This is a genomic window from Rhizobium sp. ZK1 (assembly GCF_047782645.1).
GTDB lineage: Bacteria > Pseudomonadota > Alphaproteobacteria > Rhizobiales > Rhizobiaceae > Rhizobium.
Window position 1 is genome coordinate 2378722 of the sequence record NZ_CP180586.1, and the last position, 16849, is coordinate 2395570.

Here is a 16849-nt window from a genome sequence, read left to right on the forward strand (position 1 = left end):
CATGCCGCCCCATGTTTCAAACAAACGGCTTCTCCCCCACCGGCAAGACGGCGCAAGAGACTGCCACCCCGCAAACGAGACCTCTTCACATGCGATGAGAGATCTCGTCCTGATGCCGTTCGTAAGCGTGTCGCGCCTCGGCCAGCGCTTCATCGATATTGTGCGACCGGCCGGCCAGCGGCACATCGCCCTGCCTGCCGTCGGCAATCAGCAGGCGCCACCCCCAAGGTTTTGCCGACGACAGGTTCTCTCCATCGCGGGCGATGGTCCCGACATATTTGCCGTCGACGGTCAGGTGGAAAACGCTCGGCTCGCCTGACCGCACAAGCGCGAAATTCGCGCCTTCCTGATGTCCAATCATGGCACTGCTCCAACTGATGATGATCAGCGATCCGAACCGCCGCCTCGCGCCGTTGTTCCCGAGCCCATGCTTCTGATAGGCCGCTACTTCCGAAAGCAAGTCACCATGAGGCGACGGCAAGAGATCCGACCGTGATGATCACGGCAACAAGCAGCACCAGCCCGATATAGATCGACATATATCTGACCCGGTATGTCGTCGCCGGCGTCATGGCGCAGCTCCGGGAGGCGGCTCATCCTCGCCGGGATCGGGCACCGGCTGATCATCGCCCTGCTTGTCGGGCATCGGCTCCTTGACGGGCGGAGCGGGTTTTCCGGGCGGCGGAACGGGGGCTGACGGATGAGGTTCAGGTGCCAGGACCTTGATCGCTGTGGCAGGATTCGTCATGGCCTTGTTCTCCGGCTCGCGTGAAGGGCTTGAATGCAAAAGCCCAACGAGGCCGGGCCTGCGATGTTCCAGAGGCGCGGCCTTTTTCCGCCCGACGGAGACCTCGGCGCTCGCATCGGGTTCGCAAGACGCGCAGATGACGCAAGCCCTTGCGAATCACATAAGTCTGTGCTTATGTGTCATCATGATGGAACACGACATTTTCCGCGCCCTCGCGGACCCGACACGCCGCACGATCTTCGAGAAACTGGCGACCGGCAGCATGAATGCCAGCGCGCTTCGCCAAGGCATGGATATCAGCCAGCCGGCGATGTCCCAGCATCTCGCCGTGTTGCGAGCGGCAAGGCTGGTGCGCGAACAGAAGGAGGGTCGTTTCGTGAATTACGAGGTCGACCCCGAAGGGCTCACCCTCATCGCCCAATGGCTGGCGAAATATCGCGCCTACTGGCCGGCCCGCATCGATGATCTCAAGCTCTTGCTGAAGGATATGGATCAATGAACGAGGTGAAAGCCAAGGTGCAAGCCAAGCAACAACAAAGCGGCTTCGAACAGACATATGAGCTGGATGCGCCACTGGAAAAGGTCTGGCGCGCGATCAGCATTGCGGAATTCCGGGAGAAATGGCTGCCGAAGGAAGCGCTTGCCGATCCGCAATCGCTCTCCGAGACGCCAGGCAAGGAAATCCGCTACCGATTGCGCGACGATGCCCCGCCCTATCTCGAAAGCACCGTCACCTTCACGATCGCCGCGAACGCATCCGGCGGAACCAGCCTGCGGATCGTCCACGAATTGACCGGAGCCACTTTCGAGCGGCTTTCGAGATCGGTCGCCAACAGCAACGGCCAGACCATGATGCTCGCCGCCTGACGCGGCAGGCCTTCCCCCTGATCAACTCTGGAAGATTGGAGTTCGCCGATGCGCGAAACGATGCAACTCGTCCCTATGGTCGTGGAACAATCCTCGAGAGGGGAGCGATCCTTCGACATCTATTCCCGCCTCCTGCGAGAGCGGATCATCTTTCTGAACGGTGAGATCAACGACACCGTTTCGGCCCTCGTCTGCGCCCAATTGCTGTTCCTCGAAGCCGAAAATCCCAAGAAGCCCATCAATCTCTATATCAATTCGCCTGGCGGCGTCGTGACCAGCGGCTTTGCCATGTACGACACGATGCGCTTCATCCGCGCGCCGGTGCACACGCTCTGCATGGGAACGGCCCGCTCCATGGGCTCCTTCCTGCTGATGGCCGGCCAGCCGGGAGAGCGCTATGCCCTTCCGAATGCCAGCATCCTCATCCACCAGCCCCTCGGCGGCTTCCAGGGCCAGGCCTCCGACATGCTCATCCATGCGGAGGAAATCAGGAAGACCAAGCAGCTCATGACGCGCCTCTACGCCGAACATTGCGGCCGATCCTATGAGGAGTTCGAGCAGGCAATGGATCGCGATCGCTTCATGACGGCGCAAGAGGCGCAGGAATGGGGCCTGATCGACCGCATCCTGCAGGATCGTGAAGAGATGACGGACGTCGCGCCACAATAGCCATCGGCTGCTTTGAAGGGGCTCGGCTCACCAATCGCTGTCGATGGCTTGCGTCATACGCCGCCATCCCGTCACGATGAAGAGCCGGCCAGACATCAGACGAGGCCCGCGCCCAATTTCTCAAAAATCCGACAGCCGGGACTGGACAACGCAGGTGTAACTTTATAACAGTGGCTATGTAATGTTATTACATTAAGGGAGATCTCATGTACCGGCGCCCTTTCACTGTCTCCGCAGTCGCCACCGCGCTCACATCCGCCGCCGCGCGGCTCGGGCGTCAGCCACGAAGGCGGCGTCGGATCCGACACACTTCGCATTCCGGTGCTTGACGTTGCCCATGGCGGCGTCATAGATCGGAGCGACGGTTCCCCGAAGAGAACTCCGAGGGGAATAATAGGGAACACGGTGAGGACGACCCAAGAGGGACCGAGACCGTGGCTGCCCCCGCAACTGTAAGCGGATTGTCGATCTCGGGGTTGATCGCTTCAACGATCATGCCCTCGGCCTCTGGGCCGTGCCACTGCGATTTCGCGGGAAGGCAGATGACCGGCACATATTCGCGAGCCAGGAGACCTGCCGTCGATCACGATCCAATCAAGCCGGGCGGGGATGCCCGACAAGGAGCAGACATGATTGACAAGACCCCTCCCCACCTGCCGCCATCCATCCGTCTCGATTGGACGATCCGCCGCTAGCTTGCCGCTCGCCGGCTTCGTTCGCGTTTTCGCGCACCGGCATCCGCCAGCCCTTTTCCTTCTGATCGAGAGTTTCCCATGCGACAGCTTCTGAAGAGCTTTTCCCTCGCGCTCGGGCTGGCCGGCTTTGCTGCGCCCGCCTTTGCCGCCACCCAATATCCCCTCACCCTCACCAATTGCGGCCAGCAGGTCACCTTCGAAAAAGCGCCGGCCAGGATCGTTTCGATCGGCCAGGGCATGACCGAAGTGCTGTTCTCGCTCGGCCTTGCCGACAAGATCGCCGGCACCGCCGTCTGGGTCGGCCCGGTCCTGCCGCAATATGCCGATGTCAACAGCAGGATCAAACGGCTGGCCGACAATGACCCGAGCTTCGAATCCGTCGTCGGCGCGGAGCCCGATCTTGTGACTGCCGAATTCGAATGGCATGTCGGCACGCAAGGCTCCGTCGGCAAGCGCGAGCAGTTCAAGGATCTCGGCATCAACACCTATGTCGCGCCGGCCGATTGCGTCGCCAAGATCAACACCGATGGCGGTGATGGCGTGCGCAAGGAACTGTTCACGATGGACCTGATCTATCAGGAAATCGCCGAACTCTCCGAGATCTTCGACGTGAAAGACCGCGGCGACGCGCTGATTGCCGACCTGAAAAAGCGCGAGGCGGATGCCGTTGCCTCTGTCGCCGGTGCAGCGGCGAAGAACCTGCCTGTCGTATTCTGGTTCTCCAGCAAGGAGGTCGAGGGCGATGCCTTCATCGCCGGCAAGAACAGCGCGCCGGCCTATATCCTGAAAACGCTCGGCGCGAAGAACGTCGTGACGACTGAAGAGGAATGGCCCCTCGTCGGCTGGGAAACCATTACGCAGGCCAATCCTTCCGTCATCGTCATCGCCACCATGGACCGCCGCCGCTATGCCGCCGACGATCCCAGGGTGAAGGTGGATTTCCTGGAGAATGATCCGGTCACCAGGGAGCTGGATGCGGTGAAAAACAAGCGCTTCATCATGATGGACGCTCAGTCGATGAACCCGACGATCCGCACGATCGACGGCATCGAAACGCTGGCAAAGGGCATCAAGTCCTTCGGTCTGACACAGTGAGCCAAGCGCTTTCGCCACAGAGGACATGGTGGGCGCTTGCCGCGCTCACCATCGCCGCCGTCATCCTGCTCGCACTGATGATCAGCCTTGCCGTGTCGATCGGCGAGATCGCCATCCCGCTCGCCACTACGGCAAAGGCGGTCTCCAACCGCCTGTTCGGCACGGCGTTCGAGCTCAGCCGCATCCATCAGGGCATCATCTGGGATTACCGCCTCAGCCGCGCGCTGGTGGCGGCAAGCGCCGGTGCGTCGCTGGCGCTTTGCGGCGCGATCCTGCAGGCGCTGCTGCGCAACCCGCTCGCCGAACCCTATGTGCTCGGCATCTCCGCCGGCGCATCGACGGGCGCCGTCTGTGTCATGATATCAGGCCTCGGTTATGGCATACTCGGCCTGTCGAGCGGGGCCTTCATCGGCGCGGTCGCCGCCTTCCTGCTGGTCGGCGTGCTGGCGGCCGGTGCCGGCGGCACCAGCGAGCGCATCATTCTCTGCGGCGTGGCGGGCTCGCAGCTTTTCAATGCGCTGACCTCCTATATCGTCACCACCTCGGCCAATGCCGAACAGGCCCGCGGCGTGCTCTTCTGGCTCTTGGGATCGCTGAGCGGCGTGCGCTGGCCGGATGTCTATCTTTCCGTGCCCATCGCCGTGATCGGCTTCATCCTCTGCCTCGCGCATGTGCGTGCGCTCGATGCCTTCGCCTTCGGCACGGATGCCGCAGCCGCGCTCGGCGTCCCGGTGCGCCGGGTGCAGTTCACCCTGCTCGCCGTCACGGCCGCGATGACGGCGAGCGTCGTCAGCATGGTCGGCTCCATCGGCTTCGTCGGCCTCGTCATTCCCCATGCCGCCCGCTTCCTCGTCGGGCCGGCGCATGGCCGCCTGCTGCCGGCGACCGCGCTTGGCGGCGCGCTCTTCATGGTCGGCGCCGATATCATCTCGCGCATCATCATTCCGCAGCAGATCCTGCCGATCGGCGTCGTCACCGCGCTCTTCGGCGCCCCGGCCTTCGCCATCATCCTCTATCGCGTGCGGAGAAGCGCATGAGCATATCAGTCGACAAGGTCACCTATGCCGCCGGCAATACCGTCATCGTCAATGGCGTCAGCATATCGGTCGAAACGGGCAAGGTGCTCGGCCTGCTCGGGCCGAACGGCTCCGGCAAATCCAGCCTGCTTCGCCTGATCTGCCGGCTGCGGCAGGTCAGATCCGGCATCATCCGCCTCGGCGAAGACGACGTCTCCGGCCTTTCGCGCGCCGCCCTCGCCCGGCGCATCGCCTTCGTCGAGCAGCAGTCGACGACGGATACGCAGATCACCGTGCGCGATGTCGTGCGCCTCGGCCGCACGCCGCATCGCGGCCTCCTCGCCTCCTGGGGCTCCGATGACGATGCCGCCGTCGAGGAAGCGCTTGCCCGCGTCGACATGGCCGAGCGCGCCGGCCAGCTCTGGCAGACGCTGTCGGGCGGCGAGCGCCAGCGCGTGCATATCGCCCGGGCGCTGGCCCAGAGCCCGAGCGAATTGCTGCTCGACGAGCCGACCAACCACCTCGATATCCAGCATCAGCTCGATATCCTGGCGCTGGTTTCCAAACTCGGCCTCACCTCGATCATCGCCCTGCACGATCTCAATCTGGCAGCGATGTTCTGCGACCATCTCGCCGTGCTGCAGAAGGGCGAGGTTGTTGCATCAGGCATACCCGAAGAGGTGCTGACCGAGGAGCTGATCGCCAGCGTCTTCGGCGTGCGCGCCCATATCGAAAAATCACCCGTGCATGGCCGCACGTATATCCAGTATCTGATGGGTTGAGGGATGGACGGCTCCAATTTCGATCTCCCCAATTTCGATCTCCCCAATTTCGATCTCAAGGAAGAGATCCGCGACTACTGGTCGAAGCGCTCTGAAACCTTCGACCTCGCCTTCGGCCACAGGATCGCCCCCGGCCCGGAGGCAGACGCCTGGCAGAAGCCGATCCGCGATGCCCTCGGCCCGGAGCCGAAACGCGTGCTGGAGCTTGCCTGCGGCACCGGCGAAGTGACCCGCCTGATCCACGATCTCGGCCATGACGTCACCGCGCTCGATTTCTCCGAGGCGATGCTCGCTGTCGCCCGCGCCAAACATGCCGGCAAGGAGCGCCTGCGCTTTATCCTGGCGGATGCCGAAAACACCCTGGAGCCGGACGCGAGCTACGACGCCATCATCTGCCGCCACCTCGTCTGGACGCTGACCCGCCCGGAGGAAACCTTTCGCGAGTGGTTCCGCATCCTCAAACCAGGCGGCCTGCTGCTCTTCTTCGACGGCGACTGGGCGAGCCCGAAGCCAACCGGCCGCATCGCCAGCCGGCTGATCTCCTGGATCGACCGCATCATCGGCGCCGACAGCAATTATGACGGCGCACTCGGCAGCCGCCACGCGCGCATCATGACGGCCCTGCCCTTCGGCGCCGGCCTGCGCCCCGACATGCTGCTGCCGCTCCTGAAATTCGCAGGCTTTGCCGGGATCGAACTGCACTCCCACGCCCCGATCGCCCGCGCGCAGCGGAAGAACGCCAACCTCAGAAACAAGCTCAGAACCTTGGTTTATCGCCGCTTCATCCTGACCTGCAGGCGGCCTTGATCTGTTGCGGATGGGCCTGACGTGTCAGCCCCCGCCTACCAGTTGCCGGGATCGGCCGTATGATCGACAGCAGCGAATTCGTCCGCCTTGTCCCGATTCAGCGTCACAGTCCTCGTCCGCTTCGTCTCGTCCGCGACCAGATAGCGAAGCGGCGCCGCATCCCGCGCCAATTCCTGATACAGGAGAAGCGCAGCCTCCTCGGCGGAATCGGCCTCAATCTCTCGCGTAATGGACACAGTGAACTTCTGCATGGCATCTAGCCTTCTCGATCGTCGCGGGCATGGGCGCAATATCCGCAGGCTGAGAATAAGCGCCGGGCCGGATAGTTCAAGCTATCGATCTGTTGAGTTCTGAGCCGGACGTCGTGAAATTAGTGGGCATCAAGCCTGTTCAGCTCACCTTTTGCACCATCATATTCGAGGTAGGTCGTCGGGCAGGAGGATAGGGCAGTCTGGAACAATTGCCGCGCTTCCCTGCTGTCCCCGCCCATCAGATACCATTCGCCATTATAGAATGCGGCCTCGCAGCGCTGATTGCTGTCAGCCGCCCTTGCCATCACCTCAGCCGGTCTCAACTCGCCCAGAAAAAGGCTGTAAACCGGATAGGGCCACGCTCCCTGATCCATTTGCCGGGCCGCGACTGCGAGATCATCGTTTGCCTTGACGTCATTGCCTCGCTTCTGAGCGAGATAACGCCAGAGATTGAAATAAGGCGCGGTCGCCGGATCCGCGGCGGCCCTGCTGGCAAACCCAGTAGCGGACTGCTTATAGTTTCCAGCGAAATAGTTGATCATCGGATTATCGACAATGAATTGGCGCGTGTAGATGATGGGCAGCAGCGACACCAGCGTTACGATGACGAAGAGAGCGCTGAAGCCGATTGCCGCCGCGCCGAAACGCGGGGTCGGGCGTTTCCGCGGCCAGAGACGCAGAAGCAGTAATGTGAGCACCGCTCCCGTCACGGCGCCGCCGAGATGCGCAGCATAATCGACAGTGTCACCGTCCTTTGCTGCACCGAACAACGGCAGCAGAGATGGAATGAGAATGCGGATTGCCCCCACCTGCAGGGCATACGCGATCTGACCTGAGCGAAAACGAATGCTGCCGACGATCACCGCCGCAAACAGCCCGATAATCCCGCCGGAGGCACCGATGCCGACGATACCGGGTGGATTGATCCATATGGATGCGACAGATCCGCCAAGGGCGCTTGCGAAGAAAATCGCCGCAAACCAGCGCCAGCCGATCAGCCGCTCGAAAAGCTGCCCTGCGAACCACAGGGCGATGCAATTGAAAGCGATATGAAGGATGTCTGCGTGCAGAAATGGCGCCGTAAACAGCCGCCACCACTCGCCATCGCCAATGATGCTCTGTCGAAATGTCCCGCCAAGAATGTAGAGGGTCCGAACGCTGGGAGCGCCGTACTGCGGCTCATCGACCCCGAAAGCAAGTTCGCAGGCATAGACTGCGACCAGAATGGCAATAAGAACGTAGGTGAAGACCGGATAGCGGGCATCGTGGAGAACCGGATCCAGCCCTTCACTCCCGCCCTCCTGCGGGGCCTGAGCTTCGGCTTCACGCGCAGCGGACGCCAATTCCGAGAACTCATAGTATATCTCGGCCGGATGGCCATCAAGATTTGACAGAACGACATTGATCTTACTGCGGGAGCCGAAGAACCGCCCTCGCTTGATCAAGGTTCTTGCAAACAGGGGATCAAGCTGAAGAGCAATGGAATCCACGTGCTTGCTCTGGATTCTATCGAAGCTTCGAATGGCGGACCATGGCACGATCTGGCCCGGAAAATCCCATAGGCGGAGTCCGGCCGTCGATACGACCATCCCCGGCCTCTTCGACAAGAGCTTGCGCGATACACGCAACGCAACGTAGCCGAACAATGCCGTCGTTATGAGCATCAGAACGATGATAAAACGGCGATCTATCCCTGCCGGCGGATGGAAGCTAAGCCAAATCGCTCCCGCGACAAAGGCACAGCTTAGCAGAAATATTCGTAGAAGTTTTCCTTTGTCGTGAGCGTATTCCGACCTGCGCAATTCTTCGAATCTCATTCAAAATTCTCGCTCTAAAAATATCCGTTGCGCCTGACTGCTTGCGCAAATTGCAAGCGCGCGATTCCCGGAAGATAAGAAATAAGTTTAAAGGAAATTTATCTACCTAAAATAGTATTTTGCAAGAGGTCTTTGGACGATGCGAAGAATTAAGCGCCCGATAATTCGCCTAAACACCGGAGATCGTGATGCGATTGCCGGTGTCGGCTTCATCAATTGGTAGCGGATCGATTGAGAGCAGCCGTCCGTTTTCGGCCGGCGCCATTCCACATCAGCCTCGATGAGCCGTCGAGCACAAGCTGCATCCCGACGATCAAGGCCGCATCATCCGGCAGGCGCCATGTCAAACCGACCGCATCAACCCGCCATCAACCTTCAGGCTCTGGCCGGTAATGTACCCCGCCCCATCGGACACCAGAAACGCAATCGTCGCAGCCACTTCCGCACTCGTGCCGTAGCGGCCCATCGGCACGCTTTCGCGCCGCGCGTCGGTTGCCGGCAGGCTGTCGATCCAGCCGGGCAGCACATTGTTCATGCGGATATTTTCGGCTGCATAGGTGTCGGCAAAGAGCTTCGTATAGGCGGCAAGGCCGGCGCGGAAGACCGCCGAGGTCGGGAACATCACCGACGGCTCGAACACCCAGGCCGTCGAGATATTGACGATCGCGCCCTTCTTCTGGCCCTGCATGATCGGCGTCACCAGCCGCACCGAACGGATGACGTTCATCAGGTAGACGTCCATGCCGGTATGCCACTGCTCGTCAGTGATCTCGTTGAGGGCAGCGCGCGGCCCGTGGCCTGCGCTGTTGACGAGAACGTCGATGCGTCCCCATTCCTTCATGGCGGAATCAACCAGCCGCTTCAGATCGTCATTCGACTGGTTGGAACCGGTCACGCCGACACCGCCGAGTTCCTTGGCGAGCGCCTCGCCCTTTCCCGACGAGGACAGGATCGCGACCTTGTAGCCATCGGCCGCAAGACGCCTCGCGCTCTCGGCGCCCATGCCGCTGCCGCCCGCAGTGATAACTGCCACTTTTTCTACTGACATGCCGGTGTCCTCCAGGTTTCATCACATCGATTGATCGGTCTATGACAGCAATGTACCATGCCGTTCACGAGAGCACGAAACAGTTCTCCTTCTCTTTGCCAGCAGAAAAACTATCGTCAATGAAGAGAGTATAGAATGAGCGATGTCATCGGAAGGCTCCCCTCCCTCAACGGCCTGAAGGCCTTCGAGGTCGCCGCGCGCCATCTGAACTTCCGGCTGGCGGCGGAAGAACTCGGCGTCACCCAAGGGGCCGTCGCCCAGCAGGTGCGCGGGCTGGAGGCCGAACTCGGCATGAGCCTGTTCGAGCGCCTACCGCGCACGCTGGCGCTGACGGCGGAGGGTCGCCGCTACATCGCCGATATCAGGCGCGCCTTCGAGATCATCGCAAGGGCAACCGGCGAATTGAAGCCGCAGGCGATCAAACTGACGATCAGCACGACACCGACCTTCGCTTCCAAATGGCTGATCCCCCGCCTGCCTGAATTCACTGCGCTCCATCCCGATCTCGACCTTCACATCCTGGCGACCGAGCGCATCTCCAATTTCGCCGTCGATGGCGTCGATCTCGCCGTCCGCTATGGCCGCCCGCCCTTCGGGCCGGGGCTGAATGCCGAACTCTTATTCGAGCAGGAGGTCATCGCCGTCTGCAGCCCGCTTTTGCTTGCCGGCCGCAATCCGCCGCGCACGGCCGAGGAGCTCGCGGCCTATCCGCTGCTGCACGATGCCCATAATCTCTGGCCCGAGTTCGTCGAGCGCCATCTCGCCAGCAGCAGAAGCCCCTCCTTCAAGGGCATCAGCTTCTCGCAGACCTCGCATGCCATCGAGGCGGCGATTGCCGGTCAGGGCATCGTGCTTGCGAATGGTGGATTCGTCACCGACGATCTGGCCAAGGGCCGGCTGGTGCGGGTCTTCGAAGCCAGGCTGCGCGGCCCGTCGGATATCTACCTCGTCTGGCCCCGCTACCGGAAATCCTCGGCACTGGAAACCGTCATCGACTGGCTGCGGGCCGAGGCGCAAAAGGAGAGCTCGGCAGAGGGCGAGCCTATTGTCCCGTGAGGCACCCGACACCAGATAGCTGGAGTCATCGGAATCAGTTTCTTCACTCCCACCCGTAACATCAGACAATCACAGGCATATTGATGTTTCATCTCATCCTCGGGCTTCCCTGGCTGGTCGTTGTCGTCAGGTTCATCCTGCCCCTGCCGTGGATCTGGCCCGCCAAGGCCCTGCTTGCCGGCGTGCTCCTGGTCGCCTCTCAGCAGGTACTGCTGAACCGTATCTCGTCGGGGTCCATCTTCGCGCCCGAGTATCCGCGCCCGTTGATCATCGTGTTCAACTTCCTCTTCGGTGCAACGCTCCTGCTGGCCGTCTTCCAGATCGCACTGGATGCCATCTCGCTTGTCCTCGCCCTCGTCGAGGGACAGTTTCCGGCCATTCCCCCTGAGATCCGCTATATCATCGGATTCGCGGCCTTCGGCCTGGCCGCTTTCGGCGTCGCCCAGGCCGTGCGTATTCCGCCGCTGAAGAGCGTCGAGATCGCAATCCAAGACCTCCCCGAAACCTTCGACGGCTACCGCCTTCTGCAATTGACCGACCTCCATCTCAGCCGCCTCTTCCCGGCGTCCTGGGCCGAAGCCGTGGTGCAGAAGGCCAATGACCTCCAGGCCGATCTGATCGTCGTAACAGGCGATTTCATCGATGGCCGCCTCGAAAAGCGCCGCACGGATGTCGCCCCGCTGGCAAAGCTGCAGGCGCCCGACGGCCTCTTCGCCATCCCCGGCAATCACGAGTATTATTTCGGCTACGACGACTGGATAGAGCACCACGCCAGCCTTGGCATGCGCATGCTGACGAACGAGCATGCGGTCATCGAGCGCGGTGCTGATCGCATTGTCATTGCCGGCGTGACGGATCTTGCGGCCTTCGGCAGATCGATGCCCAATCCCGATCTTGCCGGTGCCTTGAACGGTGCTCCGGCCGAGGCCCCGATTATCCTGCTCGATCATCAGCCGCGAATGGCAGCCGAGACCGCCAAGGCGGGTATCGCGCTGCAACTGTCAGGGCATACCCATGGCGGCATGGTGCTCGGCCTCGATCGTCTGGTCGCCCGTGCCAACGGCGGTTTCGTCTCCGGCCTGTACGCGGTCGGCGGCATGCAGCTCTATGTCAACAACGGCACCGCGCTCTGGCCGGGCTTTGCGCTCAGGCTGGGCAGGCCCTCGGAACTCACGGTGTTCACGCTGCGCAAGCGTTCCTGACAGCATTGCGTCCTCGATTAGGGACGACCGTTATTCTCCAGCACCAGTCCACGAATACGCTCGGCCACGTCAGGATCGACGGGGTTATAGACGACCATGTTGAGATCCGGCCTGCCGTCGATGGCAAAGCCCGAATACTCCAATGCGATATCGCCGAGCACAGGATGTCTCAGCCGCTTGGTGCCCTCGCCATGGGAGATCACCTCATTCTCCTGCCAGATCCTCTTGAATTCCGGACTGGCGAGGCTGAGTTCCTCGACCAGTTCGGAAACCTCCGAGGTAGCACCCGCACGCGCCGCATCCGCCCGGAAGGCGCCGACGACGAAGCGGGCCATGGTTTCCCAGTCATGCTGGACGTTCCGGACATTTGGGTTGCAGAAGAGCAGACGCAGGACGTTCCGGTCCTCAGGCGCAAGGCTGCCGTAATCGGTCATGACGACAGTCGCCGCGCGGTTCCAGGCAACGATGTCCCAGGCTGCCGTACGAACCAGCGCCGGGCTCACCTCGAGCGTGTCGATAAGCCGCTGCAGGCGCGGGCTGATGCCCTCGATGGCACGATAGCGCACCTCGGGCGGCCGGCCGAGACCGAGAATGAACAGATGCTCGCGCTCCGGTTCGGTCAGCATCAGGCCGTTGGCAATCCGGTTCAGCACGTCTGATGATGGTGCGCCGCCGCGCCCCTGCTCCAGCCATGTGTACCATGTCGGGCTGATATTGGCGCGCTGCGCCACCTCCTCACGCCTCAGCCCCGGCGTGCGCCGGCGGCCCGAGAATCCGAACACCGCCGGATCGAGGCGTGAACGGCGGTCGCGAAGAAAGATGCCAAGGGCGTTATTGCTGTCGGTCGTCATGCTGTGCCTGTTAGCTATTATAATAGGATAACGTCACTACTTTAACAGCATAAAACATAGCGCAATATTGGGGACTGTAAAGCAGGTCGCGCAAAAGTGTGAAGCGGTTTTGCGAAAACGACATGCGAAAAAACAAAGACTTAAAGCGTGCGGGAGCACGTTTTAAAATAAGGAGATACAACATGCGCATTTTCCTCACCGGCGCCACCGGCTTCATCGGATCGGCCATCGTGCCTGAACTCCAGAAAGCAGGCCATCACGTCATCGGCATGACCCGCTCCGAAGCCGGTGCCAGGGCGCTCGAAGCAGCCGGCGTCGAAGTCCACCGGGGAGTGCTGGAAGCGCCCGAAAGCGTGCAAGCCGGCGTCGAGAAGGCCGAGGCCGTCATCCATACGGCTTTCGACCATGATTTCTCCCGCTTCGTCGAGAATTGCCAGAAGGACAGCCGCGTCATCGCCGCAATGGGCGAGGCTCTGAAAGGCTCGAACCGCCCCCTCCTCATCACCTCGGGCACCGGCATCGGCAATGCCCATCTCGGCGAACCGGCGAGCGAGGATGTCTTCAACATCGAGCATCCCAACCCGCGCATCGCCTCCGAACTTGCCGGCAACGCCCTGCTCGATCAGGGCATCAACGTCTCCGTCATGCGTCTTCCGCAGGTCCACAACACGTTCAAGCAGGGCCTCGTCTCGCCGCTGATCGAAATCGCCCGCGCAAAGGGCGCCGTCGGCTACGTCGGCGAAGGCCGCAACCGCTTCCCGGCCGGCCACCTGCTCGATGTCGCCCTGCTCTATCGCCTTGCGATCGAACGCGGCAAAGCCGGTGCCCGCTATAACGCCGTTGATGAGGAAGGTGTGACTATGCGCGAGATCGCCGAAGCCCTCGGCCGCGGCCTGAAACTGCCGGTCATCTCCATCGCGCCGGAAAAGGCAGCCGAGCATTTCGGCTGGATGGCCATCTTCGCCGGCCTCGACTTCCCGGCGTCAAGCGAAAAGACCCGCCGTATCCTCGGCTGGAACCCAACCGGTCCAGGCCTGATCGCCGATCTCGACGCGATGGATTACGGCAATCTCGCTGCCTGACCGGTCGCCTCGTCGCCGAACCTGTCGCCTGCGGAACCTCTCGGCTTCGCAGGCGATGAGCCGTTTTGATTTTTAGACTTGCAGCCCGCCGGAAATGTCGATCACGCCGCCGCTGATATAACCGCCATTCGGCCCCGCCAGGAAACTGATGGCCGCCGAGACTTCCTCCAGCGTCGCGATGCGCCGGATCGGATGCAGGTCCATCACTGCGTCGGGCAGGTTGTCTCGCACGTCAGCCGCCATGTCGGTCGGCATGATGCCGGGTTGGACGATGTTGACGGTGATATTGCGTCCGCCGAGATCGCGGGCGACGCCCTTCGCATATCCTGAAATCGCCGCCTTGGTTCCCGCATAATCGGCAACGCCGGAAAACGGCACGCGGCTGCCGAGCAGCGAGCCGATGAAGATGATCCGGCCGCCATCCGAAATCGCCTGAGCTGCCGCCCGCGTGGTCGCCACAGCACCCATCACGTTGACCTGCCACTGGCGATCGAGATTGACCGTGTCGAGATCGGGATCGTCGACCGTCCTGCCCTGCACGGCAATCGCCGCATTGTTGACGAGGATGTCGAGCTTGCCGAAATAGGCCACGACCTTCTCGACCAGCGGCTTGGCTGCCGCGGTGTCGGCCTGATCGCTCTGGATCGCCAGAGCCCGCACACCCTTCGCCCGCAGCGTCTCGACCACGGCTTCCGCCTTCTCGGCCGAATTGACATAGCTGATCGCCACATCCGCGCCCTGATCCGCAAGCGCCTCCGCCGCAGCAGCACCCAGGCCGCGTGAACCACCGGTCACCAGAGCGACCTTTCCCTTCAAAATGTCAGACATATCAGTCCTTTCCATACCCCGTCGAAGCACCGCCCGCCCCATTGGCTGGCGGTTCAGTTTTTCGTAACGATCGTTACCATAACGATTGGTATGAAATCTGGACAAACGCTGTCAAGCGGTTTAATAATGACCATTATGAAATTCATTGAGTCGGTCTGATGGGACGCCATCGCGAGTTTGATGTCGAAAAAGCGCTCGATGCCGCGCTTTGCGTCTTCTGGCGCAAGGGCTACGAAGGCGCGTCCTACGCCGACCTCACCGAGGCGACCGGCGTCGAACGGCCGGCGCTCTATTCCGCCTTTGGCAACAAGGAAGCGCTCTTCCGCCAGGTTCTGGATCGCTATTACGAGCGATACCTGGATTACATCCCGAAAGCATTGGAGCTGCCGACCTCACGGGAAGTCGCCGCCCATATCCTGTCCAACGCGATAGACCTCAACACGCGCTTTCCCACCCACAGGGGCTGCCTCGGCATCAATGGCGTGCTGGCGGGATCGGATGAAGCCGAACCGGTGCGGCAGGCTTTGATCGATGCCCGCGCGGTCGGCGAAATGCAGCTTCGCGAACGCTTCGAGCGGGCAAAGGCCGAGGGCGACCTGCCGGAGACCGCCAAGCCCGCAGCACTTGCAGCCTTCCTGCTCGCCGTGCTTCACGGCATGGCGGTACAGGCCAAGGCCGGCTTCAGCCGCGAGGCGCTGGAGGCCGTTGCCGAGCAGGCGCTATCGACCTGGCCTTCAAAATCGTCCTGAACCTTGGCGGCAACTAACCCGCCGCCGCATCCATCTTCGCCCGTACCTCCAGAAACGCCGCCGTCAGCCGCGCTAGCACCGGCGATTTGACTGATCCGTTCGCCCCGCCGATCGGGTCCTCGATATGGATCCTGCGCAGATCCGCCATGAACTCGTCCCACAGCGGTTGCCCGCCTTCTTCCAGCAGTTCCGCGCGGATGCTCAAATCCTCGCTGACAGGCAGAAACCGCCGCCCCCAGGCGCCGATCATCGCAAACATGGGCACGAGCTGGATGGAGGCTTCCGTCAGGCTGTAGATCGCCTTCTGGCTATGGGAGGGATCGTCGAGCTTGGTGATCAGCCCGTAGGACATCAGCCGCTTCAGCCGCGCCGCCAGAATATTGGAGGCGATCCCCTCTTCCGATTGCGTCAGCAGCTCGCGGAAATGACGGCGATTGCCGAACATGATATCCCTGATGATGACGAGGCTCCATCGGTCGCCCAGCACTTCCATCGTCAGGTTGATCGGGCAGCCCGACCGTATCTCGATATCCATATTCGACTCCGCGACAAAAACCAGTTGCATTATAGGATTGGTTATGCGACAAGACAACCGATTTCAAAATGCAATCAGATGGAGGTTCACATGACTCGTGTACGCGTCGCTGCATTTTCCCTTTCGGTCGATGGTTTCGGCGCCGGCCCGGACCAAAGCCTTGAAAATCCTCTCGGCAAGCGCGGCATGGAAGTACACCAGTGGTTCTTCCCCACCCGCACCTTCCGCACCATGATCGGCAAGGACGACGGCACCACCGGCGTCGATGACAGATACGGCGCCGCAGCCATGACCGGCTTCGGCGCCTTCATCCTCGGCCGCAACATGTTCGGTCCCATCAGGGGCGAATGGCCGGATGAGAACTGGAAAGGCTGGTGGGGTCCGAACCCGCCCTATCATGCGCCCACCTTCATCCTCACCCACTATCCCCGCGAGCCCATCGCCATGGAGGGCGGCACGACCTTCCATTTCATCACCGGCGGCATCGAGGAAGCGCTTGAAAAGGCAAAGGCGGCCGCCGGCGACAAGGACGTCAAGATCGGCGGCGGCGTCAGCACCGTGCGCCAATATCTGAAAGCCGGCCTGATCGACGAGATCCATTTCGCCATCTCTCCGGTTGTCCTCGGCAAGGGCGAATCCATGTTCGAAGGCATCGACCTGCCGGCGCTGGGCTTCTCCGTCAAATCCCACGAGATGACCGAGATGGCTGCGCATATCGTCCTTTCGAAGTAAGGCTTGCCCATGTCCGCCG

20 protein-coding genes and 1 riboswitch are annotated in these 16849 nt (G+C 61.6%); of the genes, 12 read left to right on the plus strand and 8 right to left on the minus strand.

The window, feature by feature from the left end:
* Nucleotides 1-85: 85 nt before the first annotated feature.
* Together ACK9YZ_RS12345 and ACK9YZ_RS12350 are read right to left on the minus strand one after the other, a co-directional pair.
* Entirely contained in the window at nucleotides 86-361 is a 276-nt protein-coding gene (locus ACK9YZ_RS12345; protein WP_416064006.1) for a hypothetical protein, read from the minus strand.
* A 207-nt stretch (nucleotides 362-568) separates the two neighbouring features.
* On the minus strand, nucleotides 569-748 hold the full coding sequence (locus ACK9YZ_RS12350) for a hypothetical protein (protein WP_416064007.1): 180 nt from the start codon (nucleotides 746-748) through the stop codon (nucleotides 569-571).
* 184 nt (nucleotides 749-932) lie between these two features.
* On the opposite strand from ACK9YZ_RS12350, the gene ACK9YZ_RS12355 reads away from it, so the two are divergent.
* From ACK9YZ_RS12355 to ACK9YZ_RS12385, 7 genes are all read left to right on the plus strand, one after another.
* Nucleotides 933-1247 (plus strand): ArsR/SmtB family transcription factor, encoded by a 315-nt coding sequence (locus ACK9YZ_RS12355; RefSeq protein ID WP_416064008.1) that lies wholly within the window; start codon nucleotides 933-935, stop codon nucleotides 1245-1247.
* Nucleotides 1244-1615 carry an SRPBCC family protein gene (locus ACK9YZ_RS12360; RefSeq protein ID WP_416064009.1) on the plus strand — a complete coding sequence of 124 codons (372 nt, stop codon included), beginning with the start codon at nucleotides 1244-1246 and terminating at the stop codon, nucleotides 1613-1615. Before ACK9YZ_RS12355 ends, ACK9YZ_RS12360 begins: the two co-directional genes overlap by 4 nt.
* Nucleotides 1616-1663: 48 nt before the next feature.
* On the plus strand, nucleotides 1664-2284 hold the full coding sequence (locus tag ACK9YZ_RS12365; RefSeq protein WP_416064010.1) for an ATP-dependent Clp protease proteolytic subunit: 621 nt from the start codon (nucleotides 1664-1666) through the stop codon (nucleotides 2282-2284).
* A 345-nt stretch (nucleotides 2285-2629) separates the two neighbouring features.
* Nucleotides 2630-2880, plus strand: a riboswitch (cobalamin riboswitch).
* A gap of 177 nt (nucleotides 2881-3057) precedes the next feature.
* Entirely contained in the window at nucleotides 3058-4074 is a 1017-nt protein-coding gene (locus ACK9YZ_RS12370) for an ABC transporter substrate-binding protein (RefSeq protein ID WP_416064011.1), read from the plus strand.
* Nucleotides 4071-5111, plus strand: a complete 1041-nt coding sequence (locus tag ACK9YZ_RS12375) for a FecCD family ABC transporter permease (RefSeq protein ID WP_416064012.1) — start codon at nucleotides 4071-4073, stop codon at nucleotides 5109-5111. The genes ACK9YZ_RS12370 and ACK9YZ_RS12375 overlap by 4 nt, the downstream gene beginning before the upstream one ends.
* The gene (locus tag ACK9YZ_RS12380; protein ID WP_416064013.1) at nucleotides 5108-5872 is read left to right on the plus strand and encodes an ABC transporter ATP-binding protein; all 765 of its coding nucleotides are present in this window, start codon (nucleotides 5108-5110) and stop codon (nucleotides 5870-5872) included. The genes ACK9YZ_RS12375 and ACK9YZ_RS12380 overlap by 4 nt, the downstream gene beginning before the upstream one ends.
* Nucleotides 5873-5875: 3 nt before the next feature.
* Nucleotides 5876-6679, plus strand: a complete 804-nt coding sequence (locus tag ACK9YZ_RS12385) for a class I SAM-dependent methyltransferase (protein ID WP_216754985.1) — start codon at nucleotides 5876-5878, stop codon at nucleotides 6677-6679.
* Nucleotides 6680-6714: 35 nt separating this feature from the next.
* Here ACK9YZ_RS12385 and ACK9YZ_RS12390 read toward each other — a convergent pair whose 3' ends face one another.
* The 3 genes from ACK9YZ_RS12390 to ACK9YZ_RS12400 all read right to left on the minus strand — a co-directional run bounded on the left by ACK9YZ_RS12390 (nucleotide 6715) and on the right by ACK9YZ_RS12400 (nucleotide 9795).
* On the minus strand, nucleotides 6715-6930 hold the full coding sequence (locus ACK9YZ_RS12390; protein WP_416064014.1) for a hypothetical protein: 216 nt from the start codon (nucleotides 6928-6930) through the stop codon (nucleotides 6715-6717).
* A gap of 119 nt (nucleotides 6931-7049) precedes the next feature.
* On the minus strand, nucleotides 7050-8747 hold the full coding sequence (locus ACK9YZ_RS12395) for a rhomboid family intramembrane serine protease (protein ID WP_416064015.1): 1698 nt from the start codon (nucleotides 8745-8747) through the stop codon (nucleotides 7050-7052).
* Between the two features lie 343 nt (nucleotides 8748-9090).
* Nucleotides 9091-9795, minus strand: coding sequence for an SDR family oxidoreductase (locus tag ACK9YZ_RS12400; RefSeq protein WP_416064016.1), 705 nt, complete (start codon nucleotides 9793-9795; stop codon nucleotides 9091-9093).
* 135 nt (nucleotides 9796-9930) lie between these two features.
* Between ACK9YZ_RS12400 and gcvA the strand changes: the two genes are divergently transcribed.
* Together gcvA and ACK9YZ_RS12410 are read left to right on the plus strand one after the other, a co-directional pair.
* Entirely contained in the window at nucleotides 9931-10851 is a 921-nt protein-coding gene (gene gcvA, locus ACK9YZ_RS12405) for a transcriptional regulator GcvA (protein WP_216754988.1), read from the plus strand.
* An 83-nt stretch (nucleotides 10852-10934) separates the two neighbouring features.
* Nucleotides 10935-12053 (plus strand): metallophosphoesterase, encoded by a 1119-nt coding sequence (locus tag ACK9YZ_RS12410; RefSeq protein WP_416064017.1) that lies wholly within the window; start codon nucleotides 10935-10937, stop codon nucleotides 12051-12053.
* 17 nt (nucleotides 12054-12070) lie between these two features.
* On the opposite strand, the gene ACK9YZ_RS12415 is transcribed toward ACK9YZ_RS12410, so the two are convergent.
* On the minus strand, nucleotides 12071-12904 hold the full coding sequence (locus ACK9YZ_RS12415) for a helix-turn-helix transcriptional regulator (RefSeq protein WP_416064018.1): 834 nt from the start codon (nucleotides 12902-12904) through the stop codon (nucleotides 12071-12073).
* A 182-nt stretch (nucleotides 12905-13086) separates the two neighbouring features.
* Here ACK9YZ_RS12415 and ACK9YZ_RS12420 point away from each other — a divergent pair, with 182 nt between their 5' ends.
* Nucleotides 13087-13986 (plus strand): SDR family oxidoreductase, encoded by a 900-nt coding sequence (locus ACK9YZ_RS12420; protein WP_416064019.1) that lies wholly within the window; start codon nucleotides 13087-13089, stop codon nucleotides 13984-13986.
* Nucleotides 13987-14058: 72 nt separating this feature from the next.
* On the opposite strand, the gene ACK9YZ_RS12425 is transcribed toward ACK9YZ_RS12420, so the two are convergent.
* The gene (locus ACK9YZ_RS12425; RefSeq protein WP_216754992.1) at nucleotides 14059-14814 is read right to left on the minus strand and encodes an SDR family NAD(P)-dependent oxidoreductase; all 756 of its coding nucleotides are present in this window, start codon (nucleotides 14812-14814) and stop codon (nucleotides 14059-14061) included.
* 158 nt (nucleotides 14815-14972) lie between these two features.
* Here ACK9YZ_RS12425 and ACK9YZ_RS12430 point away from each other — a divergent pair, with 158 nt between their 5' ends.
* Nucleotides 14973-15563: a TetR/AcrR family transcriptional regulator gene (locus tag ACK9YZ_RS12430; RefSeq protein WP_416064020.1), complete on the plus strand. Its 591-nt coding sequence runs from the start codon at nucleotides 14973-14975 to the stop codon at nucleotides 15561-15563.
* A gap of 13 nt (nucleotides 15564-15576) precedes the next feature.
* Here the strand turns inward: ACK9YZ_RS12430 and ACK9YZ_RS12435 are convergent, their stop codons facing one another.
* On the minus strand, nucleotides 15577-16098 hold the full coding sequence (locus ACK9YZ_RS12435; protein WP_416064021.1) for a winged helix-turn-helix transcriptional regulator: 522 nt from the start codon (nucleotides 16096-16098) through the stop codon (nucleotides 15577-15579).
* 90 nt (nucleotides 16099-16188) lie between these two features.
* Here ACK9YZ_RS12435 and ACK9YZ_RS12440 point away from each other — a divergent pair, with 90 nt between their 5' ends.
* Entirely contained in the window at nucleotides 16189-16830 is a 642-nt protein-coding gene (locus ACK9YZ_RS12440) for a dihydrofolate reductase family protein (RefSeq protein ID WP_416064022.1), read from the plus strand.
* Nucleotides 16831-16849 lie beyond the last annotated feature (19 nt).

Coding starts and splice junctions, on each gene's coding strand:
- ACK9YZ_RS12400 (WP_416064016.1), bottom strand. CDS start 9,795: ATGTCAGTAGAAAAAGTGGCAGTTATCACTGCGGGCGGCAGCGGCATG.
- ACK9YZ_RS12425 (WP_216754992.1), bottom strand. CDS start 14,814: ATGTCTGACATTTTGAAGGGAAAGGTCGCTCTGGTGACCGGTGGTTCA.
- ACK9YZ_RS12360 (WP_416064009.1), top strand. CDS start 1,244: ATGAACGAGGTGAAAGCCAAGGTGCAAGCCAAGCAACAACAAAGCGGC.
- ACK9YZ_RS12395 (WP_416064015.1), bottom strand. CDS start 8,747: ATGAGATTCGAAGAATTGCGCAGGTCGGAATACGCTCACGACAAAGGA.
- ACK9YZ_RS12415 (WP_416064018.1), bottom strand. CDS start 12,904: ATGACGACCGACAGCAATAACGCCCTTGGCATCTTTCTTCGCGACCGC.
- ACK9YZ_RS12430 (WP_416064020.1), top strand. CDS start 14,973: ATGGGACGCCATCGCGAGTTTGATGTCGAAAAAGCGCTCGATGCCGCG.
- ACK9YZ_RS12370 (WP_416064011.1), top strand. CDS start 3,058: ATGCGACAGCTTCTGAAGAGCTTTTCCCTCGCGCTCGGGCTGGCCGGC.
- ACK9YZ_RS12365 (WP_416064010.1), top strand. CDS start 1,664: ATGCGCGAAACGATGCAACTCGTCCCTATGGTCGTGGAACAATCCTCG.
- ACK9YZ_RS12385 (WP_216754985.1), top strand. CDS start 5,876: ATGGACGGCTCCAATTTCGATCTCCCCAATTTCGATCTCCCCAATTTC.
- ACK9YZ_RS12390 (WP_416064014.1), bottom strand. CDS start 6,930: ATGCAGAAGTTCACTGTGTCCATTACGCGAGAGATTGAGGCCGATTCC.
- ACK9YZ_RS12380 (WP_416064013.1), top strand. CDS start 5,108: ATGAGCATATCAGTCGACAAGGTCACCTATGCCGCCGGCAATACCGTC.
- ACK9YZ_RS12350 (WP_416064007.1), bottom strand. CDS start 748: ATGACGAATCCTGCCACAGCGATCAAGGTCCTGGCACCTGAACCTCAT.
- ACK9YZ_RS12355 (WP_416064008.1), top strand. CDS start 933: ATGATGGAACACGACATTTTCCGCGCCCTCGCGGACCCGACACGCCGC.
- ACK9YZ_RS12420 (WP_416064019.1), top strand. CDS start 13,087: ATGCGCATTTTCCTCACCGGCGCCACCGGCTTCATCGGATCGGCCATC.
- gcvA (WP_216754988.1), top strand. CDS start 9,931: ATGAGCGATGTCATCGGAAGGCTCCCCTCCCTCAACGGCCTGAAGGCC.
- ACK9YZ_RS12440 (WP_416064022.1), top strand. CDS start 16,189: ATGACTCGTGTACGCGTCGCTGCATTTTCCCTTTCGGTCGATGGTTTC.
- ACK9YZ_RS12345 (WP_416064006.1), bottom strand. CDS start 361: ATGATTGGACATCAGGAAGGCGCGAATTTCGCGCTTGTGCGGTCAGGC.
- ACK9YZ_RS12410 (WP_416064017.1), top strand. CDS start 10,935: ATGTTTCATCTCATCCTCGGGCTTCCCTGGCTGGTCGTTGTCGTCAGG.
- ACK9YZ_RS12435 (WP_416064021.1), bottom strand. CDS start 16,098: ATGGATATCGAGATACGGTCGGGCTGCCCGATCAACCTGACGATGGAA.